We start from the raw sequence: 20,685 nt of genomic DNA, 5'->3' as shown, positions 1-20,685 counted from the left end.
GATGTGGAAAAGGCTTTTGCAAATAGGCACCGGCATGCTGTTTATTGGTTTAGCATTATTGGCCATTGGCGGCTTAAACCACGGGTTTCAACCAGTGGCTATCGTATCTGGGCGGCCAATGGTGTCCCGAGTGACGACTAAAACGACCAATTTGGCACCATTCACCACGATCACTGCCAAAACTGATGATCTGGATGTTGTCGTTAAAAGCGGTTCGCACTACCAAGTTAAAGTCACAATGCTGACGGGAACGGGTATCACCAGCCGGGTACGCGCTGGCGTGCTCACGCTAGCCCAAACCGGCGGGGCAGATCTGGGCATGCTGTTGGGACATACCCCCACACCGCGAATCACCATCACCGTACCAAAAAATAAAAAGATACAAACCGCTAAGATCCGCACCGAGGATGGGGCATTACGGTATACCGTCCCGCAAACTGGCCGCTTGCGATTGGCATCTGCCAGCGGCGATATCACTGTTAGCAGCGCCCAGGCGGACCAGACCGAGATTCGGACAGTGTCCGGCGATATTCGGCTGACCAAAACTCAGCTGCACCAACCGCAAGTCACCGCCCAAGACGGGACCATTACCGTCACGCAGGGAACAATTCGCGACGGTCGGTTCCAACTCAGCAGCGATGATTTCATCCTGCGCAACAGTAAGCTCCTCGGTACGACCCGCGTGCGCAATGCATCTGGTGAAAATCGCGTGATCGGCACCGATACCGCCCAAGGGTACCGCCTGCAGACCCGCTATGGTGAGAATACGCTATTTACCCGGACCACCGAGAAGCAAATCGTCACGCACAATTGGTCCGCCGCCAACCGGATTGAATTGATCACGCAAAGCGGCGACAACCGGGTCACGGCGCGCTAAAAAATGGAAAGCAGGTAACTATCATGGAATTAACGATTGATCACGTCACCATGCAATTCAAAAATAAGCTGGCCCTGAATGACGTCAGCTGTACCCTGACCAGCGGCCAGTTAGTCGGTTTGATCGGCCCCAACGGCGCTGGTAAATCGACGCTGATGAAAATTCTCGCGACCTTGCAGCATCCCACCAGCGGGAGCGTCCGCTTGGACGGAGTGGATATTCGTAAACACCCCCGGGCGATGAAACGGGTGCTGGTCTATATGCCCCAGCAAGTGCCCATCATTCCCCAGCTCAGTGCAGTGGAATATCTGCGCTATATCGCGGCGATTAAGGGTTTGCCTCGCGTGCAGGCCAACGACCAGATCAAATCCTTGCTAGTGCGGATGCATCTGGCGGATGCTGCCGGCCGCTGGTTAGGTGATTTTTCCGGCGGGATGCAACAGCGGGTCGGCCTGGCTGCGGCTTTACTGGGCGACCCCCAGGTAATCATCGTTGATGAACCGTCGGCAGGACTGGACCCCATCGAACGGATCATGATGCGCAATTTACTAAGTGAACTGGCCGAAAGCCGCATCGTTCTGCTGTCAACGCATATCGTTTCCGATATTGAAGCCGTGGCTAGCCGCCTGCTGCTGCTTAAAGCCGGCCAGCTGCTGTTCCAAGGCTCCGCGCCGCAGCTGATCAAAGCCGCAACCGGCCATGTCTGGGAGTATGTCCTGCCCCAAGGCGAACATCCCCAGGCCAGTCAAGCAGTGAGCGAAATGCGCCAAGCCGCCGACGGGATCCATATCCGCTTGGTGGCGCCCAGCGCCCCGACCAAGACCGCCGTCACCGTGACGCCGACCCTGGAAGACGCCACGCTGAGCGCACTAGAAGGGCGGTGAGACCATGTTGACGATGATGGTCACTTCCTTTAAAGAACGGGCCCGGCGGTCGTCATTCTGGCTGTTGATGGGCGTTGTCGTTGTCCTGGCCGTGTTAGCCACGCCGCGCTCTGACACCGCCATGAAAGTAATGGTCTTGGCGCCCAAGATCTATCGGCAAGCTGATAATCCAACTTGGCTGCCGGTGTGTGCCGCCTCGATCTTTGGTACTTTCCTGCCGCTCTTTGGTTTTGGGGTAGTCGCTAATGCCCTGCAAACGGATCGGGAGCAGGGGCTGTGGCCGTGGGTTGAAACCACTCGGTTTGCTCGCTTGCGCTATGGTTTTGCCCATTTTGGAGCGAATTGCCTGATCCTGCTCACGATGCTGCTGCTCACGATCTTGGCGACCGGCGCGATGATGGTTTTGCGTTTTCCGGGGCAGGGCATTCCCGCCGCCACGTTCATCTCACCGTTTTTGGTGCTGATTCCCAGCATTATTCTGCTGGCTGCATTGGCGCTGCTGGGCGAAAGTGTCACCGCCAAACGGCACAATGGGTTGATTGCGATCTATATGTTCGGCTTGTTTTATGTCTTTGCTCTGCAATTGACCGACCCCACCAATTTTTGGAGTCTCCTATTGAATCTGAGCGGTAATAATTACGTCCAAGACGTGATCGATCAATCCAGCATCCAAGCGACCGGCCGTCCGATCACCAGTATGCAGCTGCTGAGCAACTATGGCGGCACGCAGGGAACCCATACGTTGATCATGACGGGCGTGCACTGGACCCGCGGCATGCTGCTGATGATGTTGGGCGAAATTATGGTCGCGCTGGCGATTGCTGGTGTTGCGGCCCTCTTGATGCATCGGGCGCGCCGTTGGCGCAAAGTGCGCCCAGAGCCGACCGCAGCCACTACGCCAAAAACCGCGCCAGTGCCGTATTCGCCAGTGTCCGAGACACATTTTTCTTGGCTGGCGGTGCTCCGCGGCGAAGCCCGCTGTCAGTGGCAGGATCGCTCGCGGCTCTATCGCTGGGCCTTGCTCGCCGGCTGGCTGGTGATCTGGGTCATGCCGGAAACTGCCCGCCAGCAAGCCGGTCTGCCGATTTTATGGCTCTTCAGCCTGCCTTGGCTCAGTGATCTGGGCACGGCGCCGAAACGCTGGACCGCCTGGCTGCCCACCATGCCCCACGCACCCCAGCGGCAAAAGGTCGCCGAACTGATTGTTGGGGCGGCGACGGCGGTGCTGTTAATGCTGCCGTTCCTGGTCCACGCCGGCGCCGCCGTACCGCAGCTCCTGCTGTTCGCCCTGGCCAATGCCGTCTTCGCCCAAGGCTTGGCCAGTCTATTGAACAATGGCCGCCTGTTCACCATGCTCCTGGCCATGTTCTGGTTCCTTTATCTCAATGGCATCCCGGGTATGATCAGCTTCAACCGCTTCTCCCTGGCCGAATCCGCCGTCTATCTGCTGGTGATCGCGGGCAGCCTCGGCTTGACGTTTGCTGCCGAGTACCGGCGCCAACTCAGTGCCGCCAATTAAGTCCCAATGTGGCTGGTTGGCTGACTTAACCGGCTTTGCCGGTAGACCGACGGGGCGAACCCCGTCTGGGCCTTGAATACCCGAGAAAAATAAGCTGTCGTGCGGAAGCCGCTGACCCGGGCCACTTCGGCAATCGGCCAGTCAGTCGTAAATAGGATTTCCTCACTGCGGGAAATACGGAACGTCGTGATGTAATCGGTGATGGTCAACCCAGTGAACTGTTTGAAAATCGTCGAGAGATACGATCGATTGACGTTCAGCTGGCGGGCGAGGGCGGCAGCACTCAGCCGCTCGGCGTAATTGCGTTCGATCAGGGCAACGGCCTTGGTCACATGCGCCCAAGCAGTGGATGAAAAACCGGTTACTCCCGGATCATACTCTGCGGGTTGGCCAGGGTGGTGCACTTGCGCCAACAGAGCGAATATGGTCAGTACCGTGCTCAAGCCGCGCAGATTTTGGACCGTCGTCGGGCGGTAAGTCGTCCGCAGGGTCTGAAGCCGTTTCAAAATTTGGTGCATCGCTGGTGCGGGAATCGTCATCACCGGAAACGGGAAACGAAATCCCAGCTCTTGGACAATTTTGGCACCAAAAGACCCCGTAAACGCCAGCCAATCGTAAGTCCAGGGATCGTGATGGTCGGCTTGGTAAGTGACTAATTCATCCGGCCGCACCAAAAATGCCTGGCCAGCATGAAGATAAAATGTACGGCCGCGGATGGTCAACTGTCCGCGGCCTTTTTCGATAAAATGCAATAGAAAATGGGGCCGCGCGCCGGGTCCGTACCTGTGGTCCGGGTAACAAAGCGCCCGACCGGTGAATAACAAATCAAGATCCTGGTCATGAAGACCAGTCATCCGAATCAAAGTTTCTTGCTGCATCGGTTATCCTTTCGTGATATGTCAGTAATCCAACCATAGTACAAATTTCCCCAAATTGCGACCATTTTCAATCACCCGCGGCACTGCTACCATAGAGAGTGAAAGCGGTACGAATACCGCAGTTAAGGCAGAGGAGGAATACGCAATGGCAACCGTTCAACAATTGCACAGTACGTTGCAGCAGCATTTAACAATTCCAATTCATCAAGGTGAATATTGGTATGGCGGGTGCGTCATGGATGGACCGGTTTATCCGTTCACCCAGGGGAGCGACTACCAGTTAGACATGATTCACCTGAATACGCCGAACCAAGTGGCGCCAGCATTCATTTCTACGGCAGGCCGCGCGCTTTGGAGCGCGCAGCCATTTAATCTTCAGGTCAAGGGCAATGATCTGGAAATCGCCGGGCGCTCAACGCTCTATCTTGATGAATCCGGCCATAATTTAAAGGACGCGCAGCAGACCTTGGCCCGGCAGACCTTTACCCTAGGTAAAATGCCGCCGGCTGAGTTCTTCAAGCTGGCCCAATGGAACGACTGGATTGAATTGATGTACAAGCAAAACCAAGCCGATGTGCTGAAGTACGCCCACGGTATTGTGGATCACGGTTTTGCCCCGGGCATCATTATGATCGACGACCTCTGGGCGGAATATTACGGCCGTTGGGAATTTTCCATCCGCAAGTTCCCGGATGCCAAGGGCATGGTCCAAGAGCTCCACGACATGGGCTTCAAAGTCATGGTCTGGACTTGCCCGTTCGTGACGCCAGACACGCCGGAATACCACGACTTACGGGATCAGCACATGCTGATTGAAAAGGCTGATGGGACCCCGGTCATCCGCGAATGGTGGAACGGCTACGGTGCACTGCTGGATCTATCGAATCCTAAGACGTATGCCTGGTACAAACATGCCCTGACCAAATTACAGACCGAGACCGGGGTCGACGGCTTCAAGTTCGATGCCGGCGATGCCAAATTCTACGACGATGACGACCGGTCCGTCATGCAACTGAGCAAGACCGAGCAGACCCAGCTCTGGGGCGAATTCGGCCTGGAATTCCCGTATAACGAATACCGGGTCAACTTCAAGAACCAAGGCGCGCCGCTGGTCAACCGCTTGCAAGACAAGTCCTTTGAGTGGGGCGTCAACGGATTATCGGAATTGATCCCGGATACGCTCACCCAGGGGCTGCTGGGGTATTACTATAACTGTCCCGACATGATTGGCGGGGGTGAATACACCAGTTTCTTGGGTAAGAAGGGGCATCTGGACCAAGAATTGATCGTTCGTTCAGCCCAATGTGCCGCCTTAATGGCCATGATGCAGTTCTCCGTTGCTCCATGGCGGGTGCTGGACAAGGAACACTTGGATCTCTGCATCCAAGCCGCCAAGTTGCACCACGACTATGCCGATTATATTATTGCGTTGGCGCAAAACGCCGCCAAGACCGGGGAACCGATCACCCGGCCGATGGCTTATGAGTATCCTGAAACACCGTTGGCCTTTGCCAAGACCCAGTTCATGCTGGGGGCTAAGCTGTTGGTAGCGCCAGTGCTGGAGAAGGGGGCCGCCCACAAGACGATTTACTTCCCCGCCGGCAAGTGGCAATCCATTCATGATACTCACGATGTCGTCACTGGCGGCGGCGAAAAAGATGTGCCTGTTGATTTGAGCACGCTGCCTGCTTATCAGAAAATTGATTAATTAAGAAAGAAGAGACACTTATGGCTGCACAAACACAACCGAAAAAGAATGGACTATTGCTCCAATCCGCACTCCTGTCCATTTCGCTGGTTTTGACGAGTGCGTATGCCATTTCGGCCACCTTGCCGGCAATGCAAAAGGCAATGCCCGGACAATCCCTGGCCTCATTGGAATCGTTGGCCACGGTGCCGACGTTCTCTGTCACGGTGATGGTCCTGCTCAGCAGCTGGATCGCCCGCAAACTCGGAGCGAAGAACACGGTGGCGTTAGGTCTGCTGCTGGTGGGGGTCGCTGGGATCGTCCCGGCATTCACCACCAATTATCCAACAATCTTAGTTTCCCGGATCTTGCTGGGCGCCGGTTTCGGGGTGTTCAACTCCCTGGCCGTGTCCTTGCTCTCTGTGTTCTTTAGCGGGGAGAAAAAGGCCCAGTCCATTGGTTTTCAAAGCGCGTTTCAATCCATTGGGAACGCAGCGATGACCTTTGTTGCCGGGTGGCTGCTGACGATCAATTGGCACCTGTCTTATCTGGTGTACTTGATTGCCTTCCCGATTTTGATCCTATTCTGGTTCTTCGTACCGCAGGTCAAATCGATGGAAAGTACCGATCAGACCGGTCACAAAGTTCAGCAGCATATTAATCTGAAAGTCGTTGGTTTGGCCTTAACGATGTTAGCCTTTATCTGTATTCAGGCTGGCTTCAATGTGCGTATTCCGACCATTGTCGTGGATGCCGGCTACGGTACCGCCACCGGCGTCAGCACTTGGCTGAGTGTGACGACCCTGATGGGCATGCTGGTTGGCTTCAGCTTCGGTATGCTGCACAAGGCAATCCACCAATACGTCTTCATGATCGGCGCCGCCTGCATGGCCTTAGGCAATCTGCTGGCCGCGTATTCCAGCAACTTGTGGCTGACCGGGATCGGCACGGTGCTCGTCGTCGGTATCGGCCCGACACTGCTGGGTTCCTACGCCTTCAACCGCGGCACTGAAGTCGTGGAAGCCGGTTCAGCAACATTGGCGACCTCGATCCTGCTGGTCGGCTGCAACGTCGGCGGCTTCTGTGCGCCGTACGTGATGTCCGCCATTGAAGGGCTGGTCCACAGCAGTACCAATGTGCTGATCGTTTTTGGTCTGTTTTCCTTGGCCATGACCGTCATCTTAGGCGTCGCGGGCATGCGGCTGCACAGTGCTGCCCACGCCGCGCCAGCGCAGTGACCAGCATCTGGCAATAACAAATGAGGCTGCCGACATGTTCTGCCATGTCAGCGGCCTTTTTAGTATCCCATTGTTAACCGACGAACGGCCGCCCTTGGGCCAGCCACAAACCAAATATCCCAACAACCAAGCAGCAGCCGAAGACGACCCACAGCAGCGTGTTGTTCAGTTTGTGCTGCTGCTTCCGCGCAAAAGCAATTTCGATAAACGCGATAAAGCCCAGCGCCAGCAGCACTTTGATCACGCTGCCCACAGGATTATATTGCCAGACCCGCAGCAGCAGAACGATGCCGCTGATAATTGAAATCAAATAAAGCACCCGGGCAGTCATGGCCCAGGTTGTCACGTTAGCTGACCGGCGCAATAAGCCGATGGCCACCACCACCGCTAAGACGATCCAAGCAATTAAGTGAACCCATAACCATACCATATGTAAACCACTCCTTTTACGGTTAGTATACGCTTTTTACAAATATTCCAACATTCTTATTTCTTCCCACGACCCAAAGCGGTATGATAAATGTATCTTGCGTATTTCCTGGGGAGGAAAAGAACATATGACAATGAAAAAAATCACGACTGTTGCTGCCTTGGCACTCAGTCTTTGCTTAAGTACCAGTGTCCTGACACCCATCGCGGCGGTTAACGCAGCCGACGCGCCGACCAGTCAACAGGTCGTGCCGAAAAACGGCGTCGCTACCATTCACAACGCGGGCACAGAGGGCGCGCCGGTGATGGCCCTGAGCAACAGCAGCATGAATCCCGCCGGCCATAGTTTGGCCAACAACACCCAGTGGCAGATCTTCGGTACCATTGATCTGAATGGGACGAGCTACACCAACGTCGGCGGCAACCAGTGGGTCAACAGCATGTATGTGGCCGATGCCGCGGATACCCCGGCAATGACGCCGGCATCCTTCGTTGGCCGAATCAATTACGTGCCGGGTTACGGCGTCCGGTTGTTCCAGATTAACGGCAGCACGGTGACCAACACTGGCCGTTATTTGCAGCACGGGACCACGTGGAAAGTCTCGGGGACCATCACCATCAATGGCCGCGGTTACACTAATCTGGGCGGCAACCAATGGGTCGAATCCCAATACATCGTGAATGCGGCAGACAGCAGCGCAACCGATGACAGCACCCTGCCCAATGGTACTTTTGCGGTTATTTCCTATGCAAAAGGCTACGGGATCGCCGTATGGCAGCAGAACAGCAACGGTACATTTTCTGTCGCCAACCACGCGCCGCTGACCAACGGCACGCGCTGGGCTGTACATAAAAAGACCACGGCCAACGGCAGAACCTATTACAACCTTGGCGGCAATCAGTGGATTCAAGCTGACTACGCGGTCGTCGGCCGGGCCACCGGCGATGCCTTGACCTTGGATGTTCCGTACGTCAGCCAATATAATCCTGTCTTCGCGCCGTGGGGCTGTGCAGCCACCGCCATGAGCATGCTGCTGGGTTACGACGGCGTCACGATCGACAAGAGCTTCCTGACATACGCCCAAGATCATCTGCCCATGTATCCTGGCAATCCCGGCGGCCAGAAGGGGAATGTATACACCGGCGCAGGCTTCGGCTGGGTCATCGGACCCAATGCGCTGACCGACTATGCCCACAATTGGGATAAGAAAGTCGTCAACGTTTCCGGCGCATCCACCGAAACCATCAAACAGCTGGTCCTCACCGGCCACCCCGTTTTGTATTACGGCTGGTCTTCCTACCAAAACCTCAAGGCCGACACCAACCGCAACCACTGCAAGGTGATCTTAGGTTACAAGGATGGCCAATTCCTCGTCCACGACCCGCTGTACAGCAACAGCAGCAAAACAGCCGGTCAAGGCGGCACCAAGGAACTCGGCTACAACAACGGCTACGACCAGGGCGCCATCTACTGGTCCACAATGAGCAAGTTTAACGCCGAATACAACGGCCAGGCGCTGTCTGTGAATCGATAATTCTTTGCACTAACCAGAAGTTGAGACAAGGGTACTTTCAGACCTGTCGTCTCAACTTCTTTTTTGCGCTCAGTTGACCCAACATTGACAACCCTTTCTCCCGCCTGTATCGTGTAATTGTTATCAAATAGATAGAAAAGGGTGCCCATTTTGAAAAATCTGAAAGCATGTACCTCCATCCTCGTGGGTAAAAAAGCCTCCCTCGACGGGTCAACGATGATTGCCCGCAACGACGATACTTTCTTGCCCCTGACCCCGCAACGGTTCTACATGGAACCGGCTGTCCATGACCAGCCAGGCCGCGTCTTGAAGTCCTGGCTCAACGACTTCCAAGCCGAACTGCCCGCTGACAGTTACCGCTACAACGCCGTACCCAATGTTGACTACAAGCATAAGGGCTACTACGACGAAAGCGGCATCAATGAGAAGAACGTTGCCATGAGCTGTACTGAGAGTACCTATGGCAACGAACGCAGCTTGGCCTACGATCCGTTGAACACGAAGGACGGGTTGGACGAAGACTGCATGCAGACTATGGTCCTGCCGTACATCGACTCTGCCCGTCACGGGGTTAAGTACCTCGGCCAGCTGATTGCCAAGTTCGGCTCCGCTGCCGGCAACTCCGTACTGTTCTCCGACCACGATGAAGTCTGGTACATGGAAATCGTCACCGGCCACCACTGGGTCGCGCAGCGCATTCCCGATGACTGCTACGCTGTCGCTGCCAACGAAGTCGCGATCCAAGATGTGGACTTCAGCAAGACCGACGACTTCATGTGGTCCGACGGGATTCAGGACTTTGTTGAAAAGTACCACCTGAATCCAGATTTCAACCGTTGGAATTTCCGCCACATCTTCGGGACCTTCGACGAAAAAGATCGTCATTATAACACCCCGCGGGTATGGTACATCGAGAGCCGGTTGAATCCGGAATTGGAACAGGATCCCGAAAGTGGGGAACTGCCCTTTATTCTGAAGCCGGCGAAGAAAATCTCCACCGACGATATCGAATATCTGCTGGGTTCCCATTATAATGAGACCCCGTTTGATCCGTTTGGTCACGGCAGTGAAGCCGACCGCCTGCGTTACCGGCCAGTGGGCTTGAACCGTACCCAGAATTCCCACATTTTGCAGCTGCGCAACGACGTGCCGGAAGCGTACAGCGCGATCATGCACATTTGCGAAGGCTATCCGACGTTCGCGCCGTACGTGCCGTTTTACACCAACGCCAACGATACCAATCCCAGCTGGTCCCACACCCCGATGACCCACGACTACGAGAGCGCTTATTGGCTCTACAAGTCGTTGTCCTTCCTGGTGGAGAGTGAATACAGCAAGTTCGTCCAAAAGGACCGGGATTACTTGAAAGAGGGCCGCCGCCACAAGCGCGAGCTGATCGTCGAAATCGACGCCCAAGCCGCGGACATCAAAGATCCGGCCGATCTGACCGAATTCTTGACCCGCCAGAACTACAAGATCGTGGCCGATTACCGGGACAAGGCCAAGGACCTGATGAGCGATTTGATCATGGACGGCATCAATTTGTCCAAGCTGACGTTCAATATGGATAAGAATCTTTAATTTCTAGGACAAAAAAAGAAGGACCGCAACGCTCTTGGCGTTGTGATCCTTCTTTTTCGCTGCGTCCAACCGTGTCCATAAGGGACAGGCGGGCGTGAGGGGAGCAATTAGTTGCTGTTCATGAATTCCCGTAATTTCTTTTCTTCATCCGCTGTGGGCGTTGCTTCACCGGACTTGAACTCGTGGATCTTTTCAACGGAAAAGTGGCTGGAAAACGCCATTTCCCCGTCTGTCATATCATGCGTTTTCTGGAAACGGATGATTTGTTCTGCAAATTTTGATAACGCCATGTTTGTGGGCCCTCCTCAACATTTCATAATTTAAGCATAGCGAATTGACCGCGATTCGTCAAAGTTTTCAACGCCTGCTATACTGTTGTATGAGAGGAGTGTTGGCCATGGCAGATAACACTTTAGCCGCGTTTCCGCAAGGAGAATTTGCCGCTTTTTCCACCGCGAAGATGTCCCATTTCTTACCGTATCGCCAGGGAATGGACCAGAAGACGATTGAACAGTTCTTCGGTCCGGACTTGGGCACGAAGGCAGATTATGACTCCACCCATCTGGTCGTCTTCGACCACGGGCGGATGCTCAAGGTGGATCCCGGCGAAATCGTTGCCAAGTTTCCAAATGGTAAATACAAAGTGATCACGATTGATTATTACAATAAAAATTTTAACGAGCCCATCGTCGTTGACGACGATCCCGGGGTCGACAGAAAGCAGGATGTTACCCAGTGAGTAAAGAAGAATCCATCGCGCTGATTCGCGATCTCAGCAACGCCAATGGTGTCTCCGGTTTTGAAGACGATGTCGTCCAAATTGCCAAGGACTATATCGATCCCTTTGCCCAGGTCACTGAAGACCATATGCGCAATTTGCGCATTGCCCGCAACGGCAATACGCAGATCAAGCCCCAATTGCAATTGGATGCCCACAGCGATGAAGTGGGGTATATGATCCAAGCCATCAAGCCCAACGGTACGATGCGCTTCGTCACTGTCGGGGGCCAGGCGGCCGTCACTCTGCCGGCGCACAAAGTCCGCATTCGCAATAACGCCGGCGATTGGCTGCCTGGGATCATTACCAGCACGCCGCCGCACTTCATGACTGCGGCAGAGCGCCAGACTTTACCGCCGGTAAGCGCCTTGACCATTGATGTCGGCGCCACCAGTGCCGCTGAAGTCCGGGAAAAATTCGGCATTGATGTCGGTGCACCGGCTGTACCGGCGGTCAACTGCGAATATATTCCCCAATCTGACGTCTTATTAGGTAAGGCCTTCGATAATCGGATCGGCACCGCGCTTCTGCTGGAAACGATTAAGGAATTGGCTGACCAGGACTTGGCGGTTGATGTTGTTGGGTCGCTTTCCAGTCAAGAAGAAGTCGGCGAACGCGGCGCGACCGTCATGGTCCGCAAGATCAAGCCGGATCTGGCCATCGTCTTTGAAGGCGCACCGGCCGATGACACGGTCATGCCGGATTATATGATCCAATCCGGCCTCCACCGCGGTCCGATGCTGCGGGATTTCGACTCATCGATCATCGCCAACCCCCGCTTCCAGCAGCTGGCCATCGATACCGCTAAAGAAAACCACATTAAATACCAGCGCTCCGTTCGTTCCGGCGGCGGCAACGACGGCGCCGTGATCAACCTCTACGGTGGCGCAGCCACCATCGTGATCAGCGTCCCAGTCCGCTTCGCCCACACAGCGTATTGCTACATCGCCTATGACGACTTCGCAGCGGCGAAGGAATTGGCGGTTACATTGATCAAGAAGCTGACACCGACAGTTATCGATCAGTTCTAATTTACAGGTTTTTACAGATTTTGTGTTTCCAACCGGACTGAGTGCCAAGTGCGTAGCAAGCGGAGGCAAAATGGGCTCAGCTGTGGAAACAACACGGCGGCTTTGCCGCCGATGTTGTTAGGCGACTTTGAGCCCGCTGCGCGATCTCAAAGCGCCGTCACAGCGTTCCAGCCCATTTTGCCGCAGCTTGCGGAGCACTTGGCACGGCGTATCAAAGAGGACCTTTTTTTCCAAATTCACATTAAAAGCGGCTCATCATCACGATGGGCCGCTTTGTTGTCGCTATTCGTATTTAAAATACCTTCATCTGGTTCAACGGCCAGTACCGTAACTTGACGACCCCGACGATCGCGGATTTTTTAATATACCCGATCCGTCGACTGTCTTTCGACACATTCCGGTGATCCCCCATGACGAAGTAACTGTCCTTCGGGACCTTGCTGCCCATACCCAGAGATTGCAGCGTGAAATCTTCCGTATACAACGTCCCGCTGGGCAGCTCCGACTCATATTCCTTCAAGAAAGGCTGAGCGTATTTCTTGCCATTGATGTACATCACATCATTCTTTGATTGCAGCGTATCACCCGGCATCCCGATGACCCGTTTGATGTATAACGCCCCCGGTTCATCCGGTGCCTTCAAAATCACGATGTCGCCCCGATCGATCTTGTCGTGCCGCAGCGCAATGATTCGGTCATTCGACTCAAAGGTGGGCTGCATGGACGGTCCGGATACTTGATCGTTGGCTAATACAAAGGTGAAAAGCAGCACCACAATACCAACGAATACTACAGTCAGACCAATCGTTTGCACCAGCCAGTGGCCAAAACTTTCTTCCTCTTCCTGATGCTCTGTCTGCTTCGAATCCTTCAACCTGTCCACATCCTATTTTCGTAAAGTCTTTATCATTCTAACGCATTCAGCCCGTCTTGGCGAGGGAATTATGCGTCGGCCTGGGCCGCGGCCCGCCATTGCTGCCATTGGTCTGCGTCTAAAGCCGGCAATGTTAACGGTTGAGTCCGGCGTAATTTACGAAATACTTTAGGCAGCGGCAGGGCGATGATGGTGCTGAGAATCTGACTCGCCGTCAGGGCATCGTGGGGATGTTCCCGATTTGTCACGGCGGACAGCAGCACATCGGCCGTCAGATACGGTTGGAAATTCGCCAGCACGACGGCCTGCGCCATTTTTTCGGCCGTTGCCAGCGAAAGCGCCGCATCGGCCCCTAGGGTATAGTTCTGGGTCACTTGTACGTGGCGGATCCACTGTTCAACGACCGCCGGATCGATCCGCGGATCGGCTAACTGTGTATGCCACGGATAACCATTGATACGGCCCCATTCAAGGGCTTGGGACAAGGCCGGGCTGCCCTTCGTGGTGACAAAGGTCAAAGCATTGGGGCGGCCCTGAGCCTGCCAGATATAGGCCAGCAGGGTATAAATACCCAGGGCCGTCAGCGAGTCGCTGGCGGGGTCGGCGATTCCAGTGGCATCCACGTCCGCCCCCGGTGCCCAAACTTGGTGCTGGGCGTCTTGCTGGATGGCCAGTAAGCGCTGGGCCAAAGCGTCCCCCGTCCGCAGAGTCCGTACTGCCGCCGGCGTCTTTAACCGCTGGGCAACATTCAGAATTGCGGCAGCTTCCCACCAATCAGTGCCTTCAGTGAACCAGGGGCCCTCTGTGGTTGGATACCAAAGGGTACTGAAATCTGCTCCGTTCAAGGTGTCCCCATTAAATAATTCCCATACTGGGATTTCCCCCACTGTGGTCCCAACGCGCAGGGGCGGGGGAGCGATCAAGTCGCCCGTCCCTGGGAACCAGGCCGCTTGGCAGGTCTTAACGAAATCCGCCCAACTGATGTCCGCGGCCATGGCCGGCAGCAAAATTGAACCAGGGACGATGGACTGCGTGGCGACGGCTTTTTCTGGATTCGCACCATCATGGGTGACGGTGTTTTCCTGCTTCCATTCGATTGACATGTAGATCCTTCTTTCTTCCTTATAACGCTTACTCTACCAGTTTAACGCACTTGCCTTTAGCTGGCGACTTTGCGCGGGCGGTTGCTTCGCTTATAATGGAGGACATGATGATTGGAGAAACGTATTGGTACCGGCTGGCGGCCCTGGTGGATCGCTTTAGCGCGGCCGCACCCGGCTTGCGCGGGCGCTGCCAGCGCATGCAGCAATTTGCGGCGGCCCTCGCCCAGCGGCAGCTGCCGCCTCAGGGATTGCCCGATTTGACTTTAAGCGCAGGCGAAATTGCGGCATTACTCGTTGCTTTTCCTAATGAGACCGGGGCGATCCGCACTCTGGACCGGTTGTTTAATGAATTTCGCCACGTGATCCAGCGCCAGTTCGGCGTTTGGGCGATGCTTACTGCGCCCTTTGCGGACACTCTGGCGGCCGCTTGGCAGGGGCGGCGGGTCGTGGAACTCATGGCAGGCAACGGTATGCTGTCGGCGGGTTTGGCCCAGCGGGGCGTGACGATGACCGCCACTGACGACCGCTCCTGGGTAGCGGCGAACGGCACCGGGCAAGATCCCTGGTATCCGATTCAGGACCTGCCGGCTACCCAAGCCGTGGCGGCGACGCTGGCCCAGACGGACGCTTATGTGTGGGCCTGGAGCCCGGACGGGGTGCCGGTGGACTGGGCTGTACTGCAGCAATTACGGGCCGCTCAGTTTGCCGGCGATCTGCTGGTCATCGGCGAATTTCGCGGGGTCACTGATTCCCAGGAATTTTGGGATCACGCCCACCTGCACACTACCCCATTGACGCGGGCGCTCAACCGCCAGCTGCATCAATTTGATTTAATCAACGAACGGGCTTTTTTAATCAGTTAACGAAATGAGGTCTTGAAGATCAAACAGAAACTCGTGCTCCTGCTGGGCAATTTCTTGGCGTTCTTTCTGATCGTCTGGGCGTTCAGCATCGGCGACCAGCAAACTTATCAGGATCGGCTGAACCGCAACGGACTGTCCGCCGCGTCGCTGCGCGTGCACACAAAAAGCCGGGAGACAGTGCCGACCTTGCTGACGAAGTTAAGTCAGAGCGGCCTGACCAATTATCAAGTCCAGATTGCTGACCCGCTGCGCAAAAACGTCACCTACGTTTATGGGGCCGGGGACTATACCCAGCTGCCCATCAGTTCCGGCCGCATGCTGACCGATTCAGACTTCACCGCGCCTGTGCCTTTCGTGGTGGTGGGCGATACCGTGACCCAGCGCTTGTATCAACCGGCGACCCAGAAATATTATTATAATGGCCATCAGTACTTAAGCGTCGTGGGCACCGTGGGGGCCGCCCAGAAGGCGGACATCAATGACCATGTTTTCATCTCGCTGTCCACCGCCCAATCGGCGTTAAAGAAAGCCCTGCGCCACTACACGATCTACATCGACGGTACTTTGGCCACGACGAAGCAGAAAACCGCGAAAAAACTGTTTGCCGCGACCCGGTTGACGAAAGCGAAGTATGCCCTGGTCTCGACCGCCCAGGGTGACGTTAATCCGCTGGTCTGGACCATCTTGATTCTCGCCAGTGCGCTGCTGCTCGTACTCTTGCTGGCGCGGTATTATATCCAGCTGCAGCGCCAGCAATTGAACGGCAGCCGATTGGATCATCTGCTTTACCGCCACCTGCAATACGGCTACATTCGCCAATATTTCCTGTATGCGCTGGTGGGGATCGGCGGCGGCTATTTTCTGGGCTCGTCGCTGCTGTATTTACTGAGTTATCAGCAAATATTTTTGACCGTCGCTCTGTACGGCCTGCTCCAAGCCGTACTGGTCGTTGCGGGCATCATGCGTACCAAACAGCGCCATGTGTTGACTGAAGTAGAAGAAGATGATGAAGAAGAGGCAGAAGATAATGAGTAACCTACCGGCCGGTTTTGCAGAGAAATACCGCCGCTTGCTGGGACCGGAAGCAGACGCCTTTTTAGCCAGCTTTGACCAGCCGGCGGAGAAAGGCTTCCGCCTAAACCCGTTGCACGGCAGTGATTTGCCGACGCCAGCGGCAACGGATCAAGTACCGTGGAATCCGCTGGGCTATTACGGCAGTGTAGGCGGCAGCGACCGCGCCTTTTGGACAGGCGCCGTCTATTCCCAGGAACCCAGCGCCATGGCGGTGGCCCCGCAGCTTCAAGCCAAGCCCGGCGAACGGGTCTTGGACCTGGCCGCTGCCCCAGGGGGAAAAACCACCGACCTGATTGGGCAGATGCAGGATACCGGCTTGCTCGTCAGCAACGATATCGACCGCAGCCGGGCCAAGATTCTGAGTGAAAATGTGGAACGCTGGGGCGCCGCCCACACCGTGGTGACCAGTGCGCCGCCGGCAAAATTGATGGCGGCCTTTCCCCATTTCTTCGACCGGATCCTCCTCGACGCCCCTTGTTCTGGGGAAGGGATGTTCCGTAAAGACCCGGCGGCCATGGGTTATTGGCATCCGGACTACCCCGCTGAATGTGCGGCCCGGCAGCAGGATATATTAAAAAACACCATCCCCATGCTGGCGGATGATGCTGAATTGGTTTATTCCACGTGTACGTTCAGTCCGGAAGAAGACGAAGAGATCATTGCTTGGCTGCTCGCCACCTATCCTGGACTCAGTGTGGTGCCGATCCCGCTGGTGGGCGGGATGACTGGCGGCCGGCCGGATTGGGCCGACGGCAATCCCAGTTTGCAGGGCTGCGCACGGCTGTTTCCGCAACTGGTCCGCGGCGAAGGGCATTTTGTGGCCCATCTCCATTACCATAACCCCGCGGCAGCACCAGTCGTGACGGCTGCGCATAAGAAACGCCGGACCGCGGCCACCGGGATCCGACCGCTGACCCGAGCGGAAAACGACTTATTTACCACGTTTTGGCGGGCCACCATGGTGGCCGCCGTGCCTGCCGGCGTGGCGATGTTCGGTCAGCAGATCGTGGCCCTGCCCCCAGCCTTCCCAGATCGGGCAGCGGGGCTGACCATTCTTCGACCGGGCTTGATCATCGCCGATGTGAAACGCGACCGGCTGGTACCCAACCACGCATTGGCAATGGCCTTGCCGGCGAGTGCCTGGCGCTATCAGGAAGCTTTGACTGACGCCGCCGCGGCCCGCTATCGTCACGGCGAAACCGTACCGACAGAAACGCCGGGCCGGCAGTGGGGCGTATTGACCACCCATGGCGTCGGTTTCGCCGTCGGTCATTTTGTGAACGGCACGGTGAAAAATTTCTATCCGAAAGGGTTGCGAATTTAAGGCAGCGATAAGCGACGCTGCTGGGCGTAACTGAGCAGCGGCTCATCATACCAGATGGGCTGCTTTTTTAATGCTGATAAATTGGCCGCGTTGACTAAAGCCATCAGTTGCGGAAGCTGGGCGAGCCAAGTCCGCAGCTGTTCCTCCGCTGCTTCCGGCCCTTGGTCCAGCAGCCTCCGCAGCAGCCAGCCGGCCACACCGACCCCGCTGGCGCCTAAGCGCAGGGCCGTTAATACCTGTAAGGGATCCGAGATACCGCCAGACGCCAACACCGTCCCGGGGAAGTCTTGGCTTTCCAGCAAACTCTGGGCAGTGGTTAACCCCCAATTGGCTAAATAGGCGAAATCGCGACCGGGGCGGCGGGCATTTTCAATCTCGGCAAAATTGGTCCCGCCGCGGCCGCTGATATCCGCCGTGGTGATACCGATTCTGGGCAATGCGGTTAACGTATCTCGGCTCATACCAAAACCGACTTCCTTGACCACAATGGGGACAGAAACCGCCGCCGCGATGGCTTGGATATGGGCGCGCCAATTCGGCACCACCTGACCCTCAGGCATGATCGTTTCCTGCACCGTGTTCAGATGGATCTGCAGCGCGTCGGCGCCGATGAGCGCAATGGCTTGCTCAGCATCGGCAACGGTCTTATCCGCGCCAATATTAGCCATGAGAAAACCGTCCGGATTGTTTTCCCGAGCAATCGTGAAGGTCTCCGCCAGCGCCGGGACTTTCAGCGCCGCCGATAACGACCCCACCGCCATGGGCAGGTGCAGTCGGGCGGCAATCGTGGCCAACTGGCCGTTGACCACTTTTGCCCGGGCTGAGCCGCCGGTCATGGCGTTGATGTACAGCGGGGTGGGGAAGTGCTGACCGAGAAAGGACGTGCTCAAATCGACCTGATCAGCGGCCACCGTCGGCAGACTTTGATGGACAAAATGGATTTGATCCAGCTCGTTGCCCGTCCCTGTATAGCGTGTGGCCAGCGCCATGTGTTCATCCTTACGGCGGGAATAGGGGTTATTCGGATAGGGATGTTTATTCGTCGGCATTACGCATCGACCTCCTTGCCCGCAGGATAATAACTGATTCCCGGCCCGGCCTGGGTCACGACGACCTGGGCAGTGGGAAAGTGAGCCGCCAGCCAGTGCTGCACCGCCGCGACGTGGGGCGCGCGGGTCAAGAGCTTCACATTCGGCCCGGCATCCACGGTGGCATAGACTGGCACTCCCTGGCTTTGCCGCCAGACTTGAATCCCCTGGACCAACGCCAGTGTAGCGGGCAGAAAATAGGTGAAGGGCGGATCCGCCGCCCAAGTTGCCGCATGCATCGCCAAGGCGTTACCCTCCGCGATTTGACCAACTTGGGCGAAATCGCCCGCGGTCAGCGCGGGCAGCAGCCGGTGCAGATCCGCCGCCGCCCGCTGAGTCCATGCCGGAAAATAACTCGATGTCGCGGCGGTGCGGGCCATGCCGGCGGTACTGCCGATTGCTTTGGGCTGATCAGAAAACACAACGGCCACGACCCGGATATCGGCCAGCAGGGCCGGGGCCGCCGGTACCGGTGCGGCGTAAGACGTCGCATCGTTATGCCCGGCAAACCAGCGGACGAAGCCCCCGTCAATGGAGCGGGTCGCTGAACCGGACCCGAGGCGGGCCAGCCGGCTCAATGCCGGATGATCCAGGGTCAACCCAGCAGCCTGAGCCGCGGCGGCGGCCAGTGCTGCCATCCCGGAAGCAGAACTGGCCAACCCGGCGGCGGTGGGCACATGATTGCGGCTGGTCACCACGGCCGGGGCAGTGATGCCGGCTAATTGCCGTACCTGATCCAACACGCGGGTCACTTTTGCCAGCGGCTGGCCGGTGATGGGCTGCTGGTCCAGTGCGAATTGATCGGTGGCGATACTGTCCGTAAAGCGCACCAGAGTGTCCGTATAAAAATCAGCCAGCGTTAACGAGAGCGAGTCGTTAGCCGGCAGCATCAGCTGCGCGTCTTTTTTGCCCCAGTATTTAATCAAGGCAATATTGGTATGGGCGCGGGCCCATTGCGGTGCGGTCATGACTGCACCTCCGAATCCAGCGGATCGATCCAGGTCGCCGGCGCCCCCGCCTGCTGCAAAGCAGCGGCGACGTGGTCAGCGTGGGGCAAATCCGAGCACAGGGCAATGAGACAGCCGCCCCGACCGCCGCCGGTGAGCTTAGCGCCCAAGGCGCCGGCCTGGCGGGCAGCAGCAATCAGTTGGTCCAAGAGCGGGTCGCTGACCGTCAAGCCCTGCAGTAAGGCTTGGTCCCGATCCAGCAGCCGGCCCAGCGCGGCCAGGTTGTTTTGGTGAATTGCCGCCCGGCCTTGGGCGGCAATCTGGCCTAACTCAGCGATTGCTGCGTTGGTCTGGCTGGGCCGCGTTTGGCGCAATTTTCTCACTGCTGCCACCGCTGGGCCGGTTTCACCCAGCTTGCCGGAATCTGCAATCACCAGGACGCCGCGCAGCGGGTCGGGCAAAGCAATCACCGGCTGGTCTTTGATAAACCAGATAGGAACAGCACTGGCCACCGTAGCGGCATCGATACCGCTGGGGGTGCCGTGGATAATATCCTCCGAAACGGCGGCCCACTTTTGCAAATCCGCGTCCGTCAGTGGTTGCTGGGCATAATCAAAGAAGGCCCGCACTAAAGCAACCGCGGTGGCGGCACTGGAGCCCATGCCCCGGGCGGTCGGCACCTGGGAGTCGATCGTTACCCGCAGCGGCTCGGCAATCCGCAAATGCTCGGCCAGCGTCCGCCAAAGCGCCAAGGGCCCATGTAAATTGCTTGGGGCCGAGGGCAGCGGTCCAGTGAAAAAGGACGTGGTCAGCCAATCCGGTTCGCCAGTGGGCTGAGCGGCCACCGTAATCCGGCAGGGGACCGCCTTCAAAGGCAAACAAATCGCCGGCTCGCCGTAAACCACGGAATGATCACCGATCAAAATAATTTTGGCATGGCTGGTGCCAATTCCCGTATGCATAGAAACACCTCAT

General features: G+C 56.6%; 20 protein-coding genes. 12 read left to right on the top strand and 8 right to left on the bottom strand.

Annotation, left to right across the window (positions count from 1 at the left end; all coding sequences use genetic code 11):
• Position 1: 1 nt before the first annotated feature.
• The 3 genes from H627_RS0106475 to H627_RS0106465 are packed head-to-tail and all read left to right on the top strand — an operon-like array spanning position 2 to position 3,280.
• The gene (locus H627_RS0106475) at positions 2 to 877 is read left to right on the top strand and encodes a DUF4097 family beta strand repeat-containing protein (RefSeq protein WP_027828286.1); all 876 of its coding nucleotides are present in this window, start codon (positions 2 to 4) and stop codon (positions 875 to 877) included.
• A gap of 23 nt (positions 878 to 900) precedes the next feature.
• Entirely contained in the window at positions 901 to 1,761 is an 861-nt protein-coding gene (locus H627_RS0106470; RefSeq protein ID WP_027828285.1) for an ATP-binding cassette domain-containing protein, read from the top strand.
• Between the two features lie 4 nt (positions 1,762 to 1,765).
• Positions 1,766 to 3,280 carry a hypothetical protein gene (locus tag H627_RS0106465; RefSeq protein ID WP_027828284.1) on the top strand — a complete coding sequence of 505 codons (1,515 nt, stop codon included), beginning with the start codon at positions 1,766 to 1,768 and terminating at the stop codon, positions 3,278 to 3,280.
• Here the strand turns inward: H627_RS0106465 and H627_RS0106460 are convergent.
• A complete protein-coding gene (locus H627_RS0106460; protein ID WP_027828283.1) occupies positions 3,277 to 4,158 on the bottom strand; it encodes an AraC family transcriptional regulator in 882 nt (293 codons plus the stop codon). The two genes, H627_RS0106465 and H627_RS0106460, sit on opposite strands and share 4 nt — an antisense overlap.
• A gap of 145 nt (positions 4,159 to 4,303) precedes the next feature.
• Here H627_RS0106460 and H627_RS0106455 point away from each other — a divergent pair, with 145 nt between their 5' ends.
• Together H627_RS0106455 and H627_RS0106450 are read left to right on the top strand one after the other, a co-directional pair.
• Positions 4,304 to 5,866, top strand: a complete 1,563-nt coding sequence (locus H627_RS0106455; RefSeq protein WP_027828282.1) for a glycoside hydrolase family 31 protein — start codon at positions 4,304 to 4,306, stop codon at positions 5,864 to 5,866.
• Between the two features lie 20 nt (positions 5,867 to 5,886).
• On the top strand, positions 5,887 to 7,083 hold the full coding sequence (locus H627_RS0106450) for an MFS transporter (protein WP_027828281.1): 1,197 nt from the start codon (positions 5,887 to 5,889) through the stop codon (positions 7,081 to 7,083).
• Positions 7,084 to 7,156: 73 nt separating this feature from the next.
• Here H627_RS0106450 and H627_RS0106445 read toward each other — a convergent pair whose 3' ends face one another.
• On the bottom strand, positions 7,157 to 7,513 hold the full coding sequence (locus H627_RS0106445; protein ID WP_027828280.1) for a YisL family protein: 357 nt from the start codon (positions 7,511 to 7,513) through the stop codon (positions 7,157 to 7,159).
• A 127-nt stretch (positions 7,514 to 7,640) separates the two neighbouring features.
• On the opposite strand from H627_RS0106445, the gene H627_RS19185 reads away from it, so the two are divergent.
• Both H627_RS19185 and H627_RS0106435 read left to right on the top strand, forming a co-directional pair.
• Complete coding sequence (locus H627_RS19185) at positions 7,641 to 9,047, top strand: C39 family peptidase (RefSeq protein WP_051225234.1); 1,407 nt, start codon at positions 7,641 to 7,643, stop codon at positions 9,045 to 9,047.
• Positions 9,048 to 9,197: 150 nt separating this feature from the next.
• Entirely contained in the window at positions 9,198 to 10,628 is a 1,431-nt protein-coding gene (locus H627_RS0106435; RefSeq protein ID WP_027828279.1) for a C69 family dipeptidase, read from the top strand.
• Between the two features lie 107 nt (positions 10,629 to 10,735).
• Here the strand turns inward: H627_RS0106435 and H627_RS0106430 are convergent, their stop codons facing one another.
• Complete coding sequence (locus H627_RS0106430; RefSeq protein ID WP_027828278.1) at positions 10,736 to 10,918, bottom strand: LBP_cg2779 family protein; 183 nt, start codon at positions 10,916 to 10,918, stop codon at positions 10,736 to 10,738.
• 107 nt (positions 10,919 to 11,025) lie between these two features.
• Here H627_RS0106430 and H627_RS0106425 point away from each other — a divergent pair, with 107 nt between their 5' ends.
• Together H627_RS0106425 and H627_RS0106420 are read left to right on the top strand one after the other, a co-directional pair.
• On the top strand, positions 11,026 to 11,367 hold the full coding sequence (locus H627_RS0106425; RefSeq protein WP_027828277.1) for a hypothetical protein: 342 nt from the start codon (positions 11,026 to 11,028) through the stop codon (positions 11,365 to 11,367).
• The gene (locus H627_RS0106420) at positions 11,364 to 12,437 is read left to right on the top strand and encodes a M42 family metallopeptidase (RefSeq protein WP_027828276.1); all 1,074 of its coding nucleotides are present in this window, start codon (positions 11,364 to 11,366) and stop codon (positions 12,435 to 12,437) included. The genes H627_RS0106425 and H627_RS0106420 overlap by 4 nt, the downstream gene beginning before the upstream one ends.
• Before the next feature lie 292 nt (positions 12,438 to 12,729).
• Here H627_RS0106420 and lepB read toward each other — a convergent pair whose 3' ends face one another.
• Complete coding sequence (lepB, locus tag H627_RS0106415; RefSeq protein WP_027828275.1) at positions 12,730 to 13,311, bottom strand: signal peptidase I; 582 nt, start codon at positions 13,309 to 13,311, stop codon at positions 12,730 to 12,732.
• A 68-nt stretch (positions 13,312 to 13,379) separates the two neighbouring features.
• Positions 13,380 to 14,414 carry a hypothetical protein gene (locus tag H627_RS0106410; protein ID WP_027828274.1) on the bottom strand — a complete coding sequence of 345 codons (1,035 nt, stop codon included), beginning with the start codon at positions 14,412 to 14,414 and terminating at the stop codon, positions 13,380 to 13,382.
• A gap of 104 nt (positions 14,415 to 14,518) precedes the next feature.
• Here H627_RS0106410 and H627_RS17285 point away from each other — a divergent pair, with 104 nt between their 5' ends.
• Genes H627_RS17285 through H627_RS0106395 form a run of 3 tightly spaced genes read left to right on the top strand, consistent with a single transcriptional unit; the run spans position 14,519 to position 17,675 of the window.
• Positions 14,519 to 15,277 carry a hypothetical protein gene (locus tag H627_RS17285; protein WP_146994452.1) on the top strand — a complete coding sequence of 253 codons (759 nt, stop codon included), beginning with the start codon at positions 14,519 to 14,521 and terminating at the stop codon, positions 15,275 to 15,277.
• Positions 15,278 to 15,289: 12 nt separating this feature from the next.
• Complete coding sequence (locus tag H627_RS0106400; protein WP_027828273.1) at positions 15,290 to 16,312, top strand: ABC transporter permease; 1,023 nt, start codon at positions 15,290 to 15,292, stop codon at positions 16,310 to 16,312.
• A complete protein-coding gene (locus H627_RS0106395; protein WP_027828272.1) occupies positions 16,305 to 17,675 on the top strand; it encodes an RsmB/NOP family class I SAM-dependent RNA methyltransferase in 1,371 nt (456 codons plus the stop codon). Before H627_RS0106400 ends, H627_RS0106395 begins: the two co-directional genes overlap by 8 nt.
• On the opposite strand, the gene fni is transcribed toward H627_RS0106395, so the two are convergent.
• Genes fni through mvk form a run of 3 tightly spaced genes read right to left on the bottom strand, consistent with a single transcriptional unit; the run spans position 17,672 to position 20,672 of the window.
• Positions 17,672 to 18,724, bottom strand: coding sequence for a type 2 isopentenyl-diphosphate Delta-isomerase (fni, locus tag H627_RS0106390; protein ID WP_027828271.1), 1,053 nt, complete (start codon positions 18,722 to 18,724; stop codon positions 17,672 to 17,674). The two genes, H627_RS0106395 and fni, sit on opposite strands and share 4 nt — an antisense overlap.
• On the bottom strand, positions 18,724 to 19,731 hold the full coding sequence (mvaD, locus tag H627_RS0106385; RefSeq protein ID WP_027828270.1) for a diphosphomevalonate decarboxylase: 1,008 nt from the start codon (positions 19,729 to 19,731) through the stop codon (positions 18,724 to 18,726). Before mvaD ends, fni begins: the two co-directional genes overlap by 1 nt.
• Complete coding sequence (gene mvk, locus H627_RS0106380; RefSeq protein WP_027828269.1) at positions 19,728 to 20,672, bottom strand: mevalonate kinase; 945 nt, start codon at positions 20,670 to 20,672, stop codon at positions 19,728 to 19,730. The genes mvaD and mvk overlap by 4 nt, the downstream gene beginning before the upstream one ends.
• Between the last annotated feature and the right edge of the window lie 13 nt (positions 20,673 to 20,685).

The organism is Schleiferilactobacillus harbinensis DSM 16991 (assembly GCF_000425885.1).
Taxonomy (GTDB): domain Bacteria; phylum Bacillota; class Bacilli; order Lactobacillales; family Lactobacillaceae; genus Schleiferilactobacillus; species Schleiferilactobacillus harbinensis.
This window is presented reverse-complemented; position numbering and strand designations above follow the sequence as displayed.